At 70.0% G+C, this 11,366-nt stretch carries 14 protein-coding genes; all 14 read left to right on the top strand.

From position 1 onward, the window contains the following. Nucleotides 1–14 precede the first annotated feature (14 nt). Nucleotides 15–455, top strand: coding sequence for a thioesterase family protein (locus PMI14_RS14010; protein ID WP_007855399.1), 441 nt, complete (start codon nucleotides 15–17; stop codon nucleotides 453–455). Next, the gene (locus PMI14_RS14015; RefSeq protein WP_007855400.1) at nucleotides 452–1,087 is read left to right on the top strand and encodes an outer membrane lipoprotein carrier protein LolA; all 636 of its coding nucleotides are present in this window, start codon (nucleotides 452–454) and stop codon (nucleotides 1,085–1,087) included. Before PMI14_RS14010 ends, PMI14_RS14015 begins: the two co-directional genes overlap by 4 nt. Beyond that, nucleotides 1,084–3,435, top strand: coding sequence for an MMPL family transporter (locus PMI14_RS14020; protein ID WP_007855401.1), 2,352 nt, complete (start codon nucleotides 1,084–1,086; stop codon nucleotides 3,433–3,435). Before PMI14_RS14015 ends, PMI14_RS14020 begins: the two co-directional genes overlap by 4 nt. Beyond that, nucleotides 3,435–4,712 (top strand): NAD(P)/FAD-dependent oxidoreductase, encoded by a 1,278-nt coding sequence (locus tag PMI14_RS14025; RefSeq protein ID WP_007855402.1) that lies wholly within the window; start codon nucleotides 3,435–3,437, stop codon nucleotides 4,710–4,712. Before PMI14_RS14020 ends, PMI14_RS14025 begins: the two co-directional genes overlap by 1 nt. Next, entirely contained in the window at nucleotides 4,709–5,290 is a 582-nt protein-coding gene (locus tag PMI14_RS33555) for a DUF3261 domain-containing protein (protein WP_007855403.1), read from the top strand. The genes PMI14_RS14025 and PMI14_RS33555 overlap by 4 nt, the downstream gene beginning before the upstream one ends. After that, on the top strand, nucleotides 5,290–6,498 hold the full coding sequence (locus PMI14_RS14035; protein ID WP_007855405.1) for a beta-ketoacyl-ACP synthase: 1,209 nt from the start codon (nucleotides 5,290–5,292) through the stop codon (nucleotides 6,496–6,498). The genes PMI14_RS33555 and PMI14_RS14035 overlap by 1 nt, the downstream gene beginning before the upstream one ends. A 21-nt stretch (nucleotides 6,499–6,519) precedes the next feature. After that, nucleotides 6,520–6,987, top strand: coding sequence for a hotdog family protein (locus tag PMI14_RS14040; protein ID WP_007855406.1), 468 nt, complete (start codon nucleotides 6,520–6,522; stop codon nucleotides 6,985–6,987). Nucleotides 6,988–7,052: 65 nt separating this feature from the next. Continuing rightward, complete coding sequence (fabG, locus tag PMI14_RS14045) at nucleotides 7,053–7,826, top strand: 3-oxoacyl-ACP reductase FabG (RefSeq protein WP_007855407.1); 774 nt, start codon at nucleotides 7,053–7,055, stop codon at nucleotides 7,824–7,826. Further along, nucleotides 7,823–9,088: a beta-ketoacyl-ACP synthase gene (locus PMI14_RS14050; protein WP_007855408.1), complete on the top strand. Its 1,266-nt coding sequence runs from the start codon at nucleotides 7,823–7,825 to the stop codon at nucleotides 9,086–9,088. Before fabG ends, PMI14_RS14050 begins: the two co-directional genes overlap by 4 nt. Nucleotides 9,089–9,093: 5 nt before the next feature. Continuing rightward, entirely contained in the window at nucleotides 9,094–9,513 is a 420-nt protein-coding gene (locus PMI14_RS14055; RefSeq protein WP_007855409.1) for a hypothetical protein, read from the top strand. 70 nt (nucleotides 9,514–9,583) lie between these two features. Continuing rightward, on the top strand, nucleotides 9,584–10,012 hold the full coding sequence (locus PMI14_RS14060) for a hypothetical protein (RefSeq protein ID WP_007855410.1): 429 nt from the start codon (nucleotides 9,584–9,586) through the stop codon (nucleotides 10,010–10,012). A gap of 136 nt (nucleotides 10,013–10,148) precedes the next feature. Further along, nucleotides 10,149–10,598 carry a hypothetical protein gene (locus PMI14_RS14065; RefSeq protein ID WP_007855411.1) on the top strand — a complete coding sequence of 150 codons (450 nt, stop codon included), beginning with the start codon at nucleotides 10,149–10,151 and terminating at the stop codon, nucleotides 10,596–10,598. A 96-nt stretch (nucleotides 10,599–10,694) separates the two neighbouring features. Next, entirely contained in the window at nucleotides 10,695–11,144 is a 450-nt protein-coding gene (locus PMI14_RS14070) for a hypothetical protein (protein ID WP_007855412.1), read from the top strand. Beyond that, a partial coding sequence (locus PMI14_RS14075; protein WP_007855413.1) for a hypothetical protein occupies nucleotides 11,141–11,366 on the top strand: 226 nt, incomplete at its 3' end. The genes PMI14_RS14070 and PMI14_RS14075, both read left to right, overlap by 4 nt.

Here is an 11,366-nt window from a genome sequence, read left to right on the forward strand (position 1 = left end):
CCGGAGGCCTGCGCATGTCCACTGAGAAAGAGCTGGCCTCGCGCGAGCGGCTCAGCCACGAGATCGAGATCACGCCTGCGTTCTACGACATCGACGTGATGGAGATCGTCTACCACGGCCACTACGTGCGCTTTCTCGAACTGGCGCGCAGCGCGCTGCTCGCCAAGTTCGACTACGACTACCCGCGCATGCGCGAGTCGGGCTATGGCTGGCCCGTGGTGGACATGCGCCTCAAGTACGTGCGCCCGGCCACCTTCGGCCAGGTGCTCAAGGTGCGCGCCACCATCACCGAGTGGGAGAACCGCCTGCGCATCGACTACCTGATCAGCGACGCCGCCACGGGCCAGAAGGTCAACAGCGCCCACACCATCCAGGTGGCGGTGGACATGGGCACGCGCGCCATGTGCTTCGTCTGCCCGCCGGTGCTGTGGGAGCGGCTGGGGGTGGCGCCATGAAGCCCCTTCTCTGGCTGCGCGCCGCCGCGCTGGCCCTGTGTGCGCTGGTGCTCGTGCCGGCCCATGCGGCGGAACCCGCGGCCCAGGAACTGCTCGCCCAGGTGCGCCAGCGCGTGCACGATGCGCCCGTGGTGCGCGGCGAGTTCGAGCAGCTCAAAACTGTCAAGGGCTTCAAGCAGCCGCTGCGCTCGGGCGGCGACTTCGTCGTGGCGCGCGGCAAGGGCATCGTCTGGCATGTGCTCAAACCCTTCGAGTCCACGCTGGTGGTGCGGCCCGACAGCCTGCAGTCGCGCGGCAGCGACGGCAAGCTCACCACGCAGATGCGCGCGCAGGACGAGCCCGTGCTGCGCACCGTCAACGCCATGCTGTTCGCCGTGATGTCGGCCAACCTGACCGAGCTGGCCCAGCACTTCGAGGTGACCGGGCAGGTGGCGGCCAAGGGCTGGTCGCTGCGCCTGGTGCCGCGCGACCCCACGCTGGCCCAGTGGCTCACCGCCGTGGACCTGCAGGGCAACCAGTTCGTGCAGGAGGTGAAGCTGCAGGAGGCGCGCGGTGACAGCAGCCTGATCCGCATCCTTGCGCCCGTGGCCGAGAACGCCCTGCGCCCGCAGGACGCGGCGCAGTTCGAATGACGGGCAGCCCCCCCCTGCGGGATGCCGCCCCCGGCCGGCTGTGGCGCGCGGCCGCGCTCGCCTGGCTGCTGGTGGTGCTGGCCGTGGGCCTGCACCAGTGGCAGTTCTGGAAGCACGACGGCATCGACACCGACGTGATGGCCCTGCTGCCCGTGAACGAGCAGGCGCCCGACGTGGCCCTGGCCACCGAGCAGCTGGTGGGCCAGATGTCGCGCCAGGTGGTGGTGCTGCTCGGTGCGGGCGAATGGGCCGATGCGCGCGCTGCGGCGCAGGTGCTGCGCCAGTCGCTGGGCAGCGGGGCCGGCGCGCGCCTGCGCGAAGACCCCATCGCGCAAAAGACCTCCATCGACGCCGCGCTCGGCTTCTACCAGCCCTGGCGCGAGCGCCTGCTCACCCCGCAGCAGCGCGCCCTGCTGACCGGCACGCCCGATGCCGCGTTGGTGCAAAAGGCGCTGCAGGACCTGTACCAGCCCGCCGTGCAGGCCCGCCTGTCCGACTGGGTGAGCGACCCCCTGGGCCTGTGGACCCAGTGGTGGACCACGCGCGGCGCGCAAAGCCAGGCCCGCCCGCGCGACGGCCAGCTGTGGGTGGCGGCCGACGGTCTGCAGTGGGCCGTGCTGCAGTTCACGCTGGAGGGCTCGGCCTTTCGCCTGTCGGGCGAGCCGGTGCTGGGGCAGGCCCTGCAGGGCGCGCTGGCCCAGGTGCAGGCCCAGTGGCCCGGCGCCCGCATGGTGGTGGCCGGCGTGCCCCTGCATGCCGAGGCCGCGGCCGTGCAGGCCAACAGTGAGATCAACACCATCGGCTGGGGCTCGCTGGCCGGCGTGCTGCTGCTGGCCTGGCTGGCGTTCCGCTCGCTGCGGCCGGTGGCGCTGGTCGGTGTGTCGCTGCTGGTGGGCTGCGCGGTGGCGCTGTCGGTCACGGCGCTGCTCTTCGGGCAGGTGCACCTCTTGACCCTGGTGTTCGGCGCCAGCCTGGTGGGCGTGGCCGAAGACTATGGCATCCACTACTTCGCCAGCCGCCAGGGCGCGCCTGGCCGCAGCCCGCACGGCCTCATGCGCGGGCTGATGCCGGCGCTGTGGCTGGCCCTGGGCACCAGCGCCATCGCCTACCTGGCGCTCGGGGCCGCGGCCTTCCCGGGCCTGCGCCAGATGGCGGTGTTCTCGGTGGTGGGGCTCACGGCCGCCATGCTCACCGTGGTCTGCTGGTTCCCCTGGCTCGACCGCGGCACCATGCCGCACAGCCGCGTGGCCGAGCGCATCGGCCAGACGTTGATGGCCTGGCCGCGCTGGCGCCAGGCGCTGCCCGGCTCGGTGGCGGTCTGCGTGGCCATGGCGCTGCTGCTGTGGCTGCTGGGCGGCCTGCGCGCGCAGGACGACGTGCGCCAGCTGCAAAGCGGATCGGCGGCCCTGGTCGCGCAGCAGCGCCAGGTGGGTGAGATCCTGGGCCTGCCCAGCCCGGCGCAGTTCTACTTGGTGCAGGGCAGCACGCCCGAGCAGGTGCTGCAGCGCGAAGAGGAACTCAAGGACCGGCTCGACGCGTTGGTCGCGCGCCAGCTGCTGGTGGGCTACAGCGCCGTGTCCGACTGGGTGCCCTCGGCCCGGCGCCAGGACAGCGATGGAGCGCTGGTGGCCCGTGCGCAGGAGGCCGTGTACAAGGGCGTGAACGACGCGCTCGGCGAAAGCTTTGCCCGGGCCGCCACGCCAGCGCCGGCGCCGCTCACGGTGCAGGCCTGGCTGGCGCAGCCGATCTCGACCGCCGCGCGGCCGCTGTGGCTGGGCGAGCGCGAGGGCCGCTACCGCAGCCTGGTCATGCTGCGCGGTGTGACGAACCTCGATTCGCTGCCCGCGCTGGCCGGTGCGGCCCAGGGCCTCGAAGGCGTGGCCTGGGTCGACAAGCCGGCCGAGATATCGGGCCTGCTGCAGCGCTACCGCATCTCCATGACCGAGCTGCTGCTGCTGGGCCATGTGCTGGTGCTGGCCGCCCTGTGGCTGCGCTTTGGCCGCAAGGCCTGGCGCGCCTGGATGCCCACGGTGCTGGCCAGCCTGGTGGTGGTGGGCGTGCTCACGGCCTTTGGCGCGCCCTGGCAGCTGTTCAACGTGCTGGCGCTGATGCTGCTGCTGGGCGTGGGCATCGACTATGGCATCTTTTTGCAGGAGCATGAGGACGACCCCCATGCCTGGCTGGCGGTGGTCATCGGCGCGGGCAGCACCTGGCTGTCGTTCGGCCTGCTGGGCCTGTCGGCCACGCCGGCACTCAAGGCCTTCGGCCTGACCCTCATGCTGGGCCTGCCGCTGGTGCTGGTGCTGGCGCCGCTGTTTCGCAGCCCTACCGACCCCAAGGAACCCTGATGCCACAACGCCGCATGGAACAGACCGAGGTGCTGATCGTGGGCGCGGGCCCCTCGGGCGCCGTGGCCGCCGGCCTGCTGCGCAAGCAGGGCCGCCAGGTGCTGGTGCTCGAAAAGGAAACGTTTCCGCGCTTTTCCATCGGCGAGAGCCTGCTGCCCCAGAGCATGGCCTACATCGAAGAGGCCGGCATGCTGCAGGACGTGGTGGAGGCGGGCTTCCAGTACAAGAACGGCGCCGCCTTCGCCAAGGGCGAGCTGCGCACCGACTTCGACTTCCGCGACAAGTTCTCGCCCGGCTGGGGCACCACCTACCAGGTGCAGCGCGGCGACTTCGACAAGGTGCTGGCCGACGCTGCGGCCAAGGCCGGCGCCGAAGTGCGCTACCGCCACACCGTGACGGCGGTGGACGTATCGGGCGAGCGGCCCGAGGTATCGGTCACCTCGCCCGAGGGCGAGGAGTACACCGTGCAGGCGCGCTTCCTGCTCGACGCCAGCGGCTTCGCGCGCATCCTGCCGCGCCTGCTGCAGCTCGAACGCCCGTCGGATTTTCCGGTACGCGGTGCGCTGTTCACGCACATCCAGGACGGCATCGCCCATGGCGACATGGACCGCAGCAAGATCCTGATCTCCGTGCACCCGGTGCACCACGAGGTCTGGTTCTGGACCATCCCCTTTTCCGGCGGCCGCTGCTCGCAGGGCGTGGTGGCCACGCCCGAGTTCCTGGCGCGCTACCAGGGCAGCGAGGTCGAGCGCCTGCGCGCCAGCATCGCCGAGACGCCGAGCCTGGCCCACGTGCTGCGCAACGCCGTGTGGGACACGCCGGGCCGCTCCATCACCGGCTATGCGGCCAACGTCACCGCGCTGTGGGGCAAGGGCTTTGCGCTCTTGGGCAATGCGGGCGAGTTCCTGGACCCGGTGTTCTCCAGCGGCGTGACCATCGCCGTCACCTCGGCCAGCCTGGCCGCGCGCTGCATTGACCGCGCCTGGCGCGGCGAGGCGGTGGACTGGCAGCAGGACTATGCCGTGCCGCTGCAGGCGGGGGTGAACACCTTCCGCGCCTTCGTGCAGGGCTGGTACGACGGGGGCTTTCAGGACGTGATCTTCCACGACCGGCACAGCCCCGAGATCCGCCGCATGATCGCCTCCATCCTGGCCGGCTACGCCTGGGACGCGAAGAACCCCTATGTGGCCGAGCCGCAGCGCCGCCTGCAGGTGCTGGGTGAGCTGTGCCGCATGCAAACACAGCAACCGCAGCAACCGGGGGCCGTGCCCGCATGAGCCTTGCCACGCCACTCGGCTGGGGCGCTGCCCTGTCGGTTCTGCTGCTTGCAGGCTGCGCATCGCCGGGCGCCCCCGATGCCGCGCGCAGCCCTCGGCTGGCGCTGGCGCCTGCGGCCCTGCGCTGCGAGGTCGCCGTGCAGCAGCGCTTGACGGTGGAGGTGCCCGGCAGGCCCGCGCAGCAGCTCGAATCCCTGCTCGAAGTGGATGCCGAGGCCGTGCGCCTGGCCTTCTTCGTGATGGGGCAGGGCATGGGCACCCTGGTGTGGGACGGCTGGCAGTGGGACAAGCAGCTCTCGCGCCACTGGCCCGCCCAGCTCGCGCCCGAGCAGGTGCTCAGCGACCTGCAGCTCGCCTTCTGGCCCGCCCGGGCCGTGCAGCGCGCTGTGCAGCCGCCCTGGAGCGTGGAGGTCGGCCCCACCGGGCGCCGCCTGCTGCGCGATGGCCGCGAGCAGGTGCGCGTGCAGTTCGTCGGCAACTCGGCCGTCGAGATCATCTACCCCGGTGGGCCCTTCACCCTGCGCGTCGAATCGCCCGGGGGCTCCCGTCTGTGCGCCCCGGCGCAGGAGTTGCCGTGATGGCCCGCCCGCATGTCTACCTGAACGCCGCATCGGCCCACAGCGCGCTGGGGCTCGATGCCGCATCCATGCGCGCGCACCTGTTCGCCGCCACCGACCCCGCCACCCTGCAGTGGACCGAGCGCTACTCCCCCGGCCGCAGCCTGCCCCTGGGCTGCCTGCCCGCGGGCGCGGTGCTGCCGGCGCTGGACTTTGCGCCCATCCACCAGCAATCGCGCAACAACGCGCTGGCCTGGGGCGCCGTGCAGGCGCTGCAGGGCGCGGTGCAGCAGGCCATCGACCGCTTCGGCCCCACGCGCGTGGCCCTGGTGGTGGGCACCAGCACCGGCGGTATCGAAGAGGGCGAGGTGGCCGCGCGCCACCTGCTGCACGAGCAGCGCTTTCCAGCCGACTTCGCCTACGCCGTGCAGGAGATGGGCAACGTAGCCCAGTTCCTGGCGCAGCACCTGGGCATCCGCGGGCCGGCGCACACCGTCTCCACCGCCTGCTCCTCGGGTGCCAAGGCCCTGGCCTCGGCCGCGCGGCTGCTGCAGTCCGGCATGGCCGATGCGGTGCTGGCCGGCGGCGTGGATGCGCTGGCGCGCTTCACCGTGGGCGGCTTCAGCGCGCTGGAGGCCGTGTCCGCCGAGCGCTGCAACCCCCTGTCGGCCCACCGCCGGGGCATCAACCTGGGCGAGGCCGCGGCCTTCTTCATGCTCAGCCGCGAGGCCGGCCCGGTGCGCCTGGCGGGCTGGGGCGAATCGCAGGATGCACACCACATGTCCGCCCCCGACCCCACGGGCCAGGGCGCCGCGGCGGCCATGCAGCAGGCGCTGGCGCGCGCCGGCATGCAGCCCACCGCAGTGGACTACGTCAACCTGCACGGCACGGCCACGCCGCACAACGACGCCATGGAAAGCCGCGCAGTGCAGGCCGTGTTCGGTGGCGTGCAGGGCAGCGATGTCGCGGTAAGCTCCACCAAGCCGCTCACCGGCCATGCCCTGGCCGCCGCCGGTGCGCTGGAGGCCGTGGTGGCCTGGCATGTGCTGCAGGACAATCCGCAGGGCGTGCTGCCCGTGCACTGGTGGGATGGCGTGGCCGACCCCGCCATGCCGGCCCTGGCCGCCGTGGCGCCGGGCCTGCAGCTCGGGCGCGCGGCGCGTGCCGTGATGAGCAACTCCTTTGCCTTTGGCGGCAGTAACAGCAGCCTGCTGTTCGAAGCCGCCTGACGAATGACGACAAGCCGACTGATGAGCACCGAACTTTTACCCGTCGAGAACTACGTGCCCCACCGGGGCGCCATGCTGCTGCTGGACCGCCTGATCGCCGCCGACGTGGACAGCGCCGTGGCCGAGGTCACCGTGCCGCGCGGCGGCCTGTTCCTGCACGATGCAGGCATGCCCTCCTGGGTGGGCATGGAGTACATGGCGCAGACGGTGGCCGCCTGGGCCGGCTGGAACGCGCTGCGCAAGGGCCAGGCGGTGAAGATCGGCTTCCTGCTCGGTTCGCGCAGGTACGAGACGGCCCAGGCCTTCTTCGCGCCGGGTTCCCTGCTCAGGATCAGCGTGCACTGCGACCTGATGGGCGACAACGGCCTGGGCATGTTCGACTGTCGCATCCATGGCCAGGATGAGACGGAATTGGCAAGTGCGCGCATTTCCGTCTTTGAGCCCGAGGACGGTAGCGCCTATATTTCCCCATCCCCCGCCGCGGGCTAGGGCCGGGACATGCAGGCAGACAGGCCACCACAGACAACAGATACAACAGGCAATCGATACCGAGAATGAATGAGCTGACGACGAAGACGACGACGACACCAGCGCCCGCTGCCGCCACCACCGTGCTGGTGACCGGCTCCAGCCGGGGCATCGGCCGCGCCATCGCACTGCGCCTGGCCCGGGACGGCCACGACATCGTGGTGCACTGCCGAAGTGGCATTGAGCAGGCGCACAGCGCCGCGGCCGAAATAGAGGCCCTGGGCCGCAGCGCGCGCGTGCTGCAGTTCGACGTGGCCGACCGCGCTGCCTGCGCAGCCGCGCTCGAGGCCGACATGGAGGCCCATGGCGCCTACTACGGCGTGGTCTGCAACGCCGGCATCGCCATGGACAACGCCTTCCCCGCCATGACCGGCGAGGAGTGGGACCGCGTGGTGCACACCAACCTCGACGCCTTCTACAACGTGCTGCACCCGGTGGTCATGCCCATGGTGCGCCGGCGCAAGCCCGGGCGCATCGTCACGCTGGCATCGGTCTCTGCCCTCATGGGCAACCGCGGCCAGGCCAACTACAGCGCGGCCAAGGCCGGCGTGATCGCCGCGACCAAGTCGCTGGCCATCGAGCTGGCCAAGCGCAACATCACGGTCAACTGCGTGGCCCCGGGTCTGATCGACACCGAGATGGTCAGCGAGGAGGTGCTGGAGCACGCCCTGGAGATGATTCCCATGCGCCGCATGGGCACGGTGGACGAGGTGGCCGGCGCGGTCGCCTTCCTGCTGGGGGCCGAGGCCTCGTACATCACGCGCCAGGTGATCTCGGTCAACGGGGGGATGGTCGGATGAGCGCTTCCTCCACCACCCCGAACAACAGCGGCAGGCGCCGTGTGGTCGTCACCGGCGTCGGCGCCTTCAGCCCCCTGGGCAACGACTGGGCCACGGTGCGCAGCCAGCTGCAAAGCGGGCGCAACGTGATCCGCCGCATGCCCGACTGGGCCGTCTACGAGGGCCTGAACACCCAGTTGGCCTGCAGCGTGGCGCCCTTCGAGCTGCCCGCGCACTACAACCGCAAGACGATGCGCAGCATGGGCCGCGTGGCCGTGATGGCCACACGCGCCACCGAGATCGCGCTCACGAGCGCCGGCCTGCTGGGCGACCCCTTCGTCAAGAGCGGGCAGATGGGGATCTCGTACGGCTCGTCGGCCGGCACGCCGGCCGCCATCGGCGACTTCGGCCGTATGATCGCCGGCAAGAGCACCGAAGGCATCAACGCCAACACCTACATCAAGATGATGTCGCACACCGCCGCGGTGAACATCGGCGTGTTCTTCGGCGCCACGGGGCGCATCATCACCACCTCGAGCGCCTGCACCTCGGGCAGCCAGGGCCTGGGCTACGCCTACGAGACCATCCAGAGCGGCAAGCAGCTGGCCATGCTGGCCGGCGGCGCCGAAGAGCTCGACGCCATCCAGGCGGCGGTGTTCGACACCCTGTTCGCCACCAGCACCAGGAACGACACGCCCGAGCTCACGCCCCGGCCCTTCGACGCGCACCGCGACGGCCTGGTGCTGGGCGAGGGCGCCTGCACCTTCGTGCTCGAAGAGCTCGAACATGCCCGGGCCCGTGGCGCGCAGATCCTGGGCGAGATCATCGGCTTTGCCACCAACTCGGATGGCACCCACGTCACCCACCCCAACTCCGCCACCATGGCCCAGGCCATGCGCATGGCGCTCGACGATGCCGGCCTGGCGCCGGACGCCATCGGCTACGTCAACGCCCACGGCACGGCCACCGACCAGGGCGACATCGCCGAGAGCCACGCCACCTGCGAGGTCTTCGGCAGCGCGGTGCCCGTGAGCACGCTCAAGGGCTACATGGGCCATACCCTGGGCGCCTGCGGCGCGCTGGAGGCCTGGATGACCCTTGAGATGATGCGCGAGGGCTGGTTTGCCCAGAACGCCAACCTCACCGAACCCGACCCGCGCTGCGGCGCGCTGGACTACATCATGGGCCAGGCGCGCCAGCTGCAGACCGACGTGGTGATGAGCAACAACTTCGCGTTCGGCGGCATCAACACATCCTTGATTTTCAAACGTTGGAGGGAGTAATCGATATGGGAATTCAGACACACATCCGCCGCGGCAGCGCCCTGGCGATCGGGGCCGTGCTGGCACTGGCCTTGCACAGCGGCGCAGCCCACGCGCGCGCCGAAGCACTCGCCGATGCGCCACAGGTCGTTTTCTCGGGCGGTTACGTACCCAACGCCGCGCAGGTGCGCGACCGCATCATCCAGGCCGGCCAGTCGCTGGGCTGGGCCGTGACCCGCGAAGCTCCGGGCCTGGTGGAGCTGCAGTACGACAAGCAGGGCAAGCACATGGCGCACATCGCCGTGCGCTATGACCATGCCGGTTACAAGATCGACTACGTCACCAGCTATAACCTCAACTATGCCGAAGTGGATGGCAACCGCCGCATCCACCCCAACTACAACCGCTGGATCCGCAACCTCATGCAGCGCATCAGCGGCGGCTGAAGCCCGGCGCGCAAGCCATTCGAAACCGCCTTTCCCGCGTGGGGAGGCAACGACCCAACGGGAGATCCGCATGAAGCAATGGATACTGGCACTGGCCGCGCTGTCGGCCGTGACCGCGGCGCAAGCCCGCAATACCGTTCTGACACTGCCCCTCGACGAAGTGGTGCGCATGGGCGTGGAGCAGGGCAAGCTCGACGGCAGCGTCAAGTTCTACCTCTCGGGCGCCAAGACGCCCAAGGTCAGCGCCCGCCTGGGCGAGGACATCGCCAACAAGAAGACCAACGGCGTCGGCAAGGACGACGCCTACGGCTGCAAGTGGGCCGCGCTGTCGGCGCTGATCGCCTTCCAGGAATCGGCCAAGCAAAAGGGCGCCAACGCCGTGGTCGACCTGCACAGCTACTACAAGCGTGCCACCTACAAGAACCCGGCCAACTACGAGTGCCATGCTGGCGCGGTGGTAATCGGCGTGACGCTCAAGGGCACGTTCGCAAAAATTTGAAGCGCCCCTGAGCCGCTTCGCGTCATCCTCCCAGGGGGACACGCCCCCAGCGTGGCGGGGCGGCCATTGCGCGAGGGCGCTGGCCTTGGGCGCGCCAGTTGCGTAGCGTGGGAACCCAAATGAGGGACAACAAGTGATGAAAATGACGAAGCAATGGTCTCTGGCCCTGGCCGTGCTGTCGGCCGCCACTGCGGCACAGGCGCGCGAGGTCAAGGTGTCGATGCTGCCGCTCGAAGACACGGTGCAGATGGGCATCCGCGAGGGCAAGCTTGACGGCAGCGTCCGTTTCTACCTCTCGGGTGCCCCTGTGCCGCAGCTTGCGGACCAGCCACTGGGCGAGGAGTACCTGCACCGGCGCACCAGCAACATCGGCAAGGAGCTGGTGTTTGCCTGCCACTGGGCCGCCCTGGCCGGCCTGATGGCCCTGCAGGAGAACGCCAAGAAGCGTGGCGCCAACGCCGTGGTCGACCTGCACAGCTTCTACAACGAAAAGACCGTCAAGGACCCGGCCCGCTTCGAGTGCAATCAGACCAGCTACCAGACCATCGTGGCCTTCAAGGGCACCTACGCACGCACCGCGCCCTGAGCCGGGACCGCGAACCGCCCAGCCAGCCATTCATCCATCCATCCATTCAACACCGCGACTCCTGACGAGCGCCAAAGACCAAGAGGGAACACCGACATGCGCATGAAGAAGACCACAACGATTCTGGCCCTGGCCGTTCTGGCCGCCGCCAGCACCACCGCAGCCCATGCCGAAAAAGTGCTGATGCTGCCCCTGGAAGAGGCCGTGCAACTGGGCCTGGCGCAAAAGAAGCTCGACGGCAGCGTCAAGTTCTACCTGTCGGGCGCGCCCACGCCCGAAGGCGGCACCGCCATCGGCGAAGAAACCGCCAACCGCCGGACGGCATCCGGCGGCAAGAGCAAGGAAGAGGCCTGCCACTGGGTGGCCCTGTCCACGCTGATCGCGCTCGAAGAATTCGCCAAGAAGCGCGGCGCCAACGCCGTGGTCGACCTGCACAGCAGCTTCAAGGGCAAGGTCTACAAGGACCCGGTCAACTACGAATGCCACGCGGGCAACATGCTCACCGGCGTGACCTTCAAGGGCACCTACGTCCGCTTCGGGCAGTGACACCCTCCACCCCGGCGGCGCCCTTGCAGCTGCTGCTCGCCGCCCAGGCCCCCCTGGCGGCAGGCGCCCGGCAGCTGGCGCCGGGATGGCTGACCGGGAGTGAAGAGGCCCGGCTGGCGGGCATGCAGAACCCGGCCCGGCGTGAGGAGTTCATCGCCTGCCGCCACGCGCTGCGCCACCTGCTGGCCAGGGGCAGCAACGCGGCCGCCAGCGACTGGCGGG

It is taken from the genome of Acidovorax sp. CF316, assembly GCF_000276605.1.
In the GTDB taxonomy this organism is placed as follows: domain Bacteria; phylum Pseudomonadota; class Gammaproteobacteria; order Burkholderiales; family Burkholderiaceae_C; genus Acidovorax.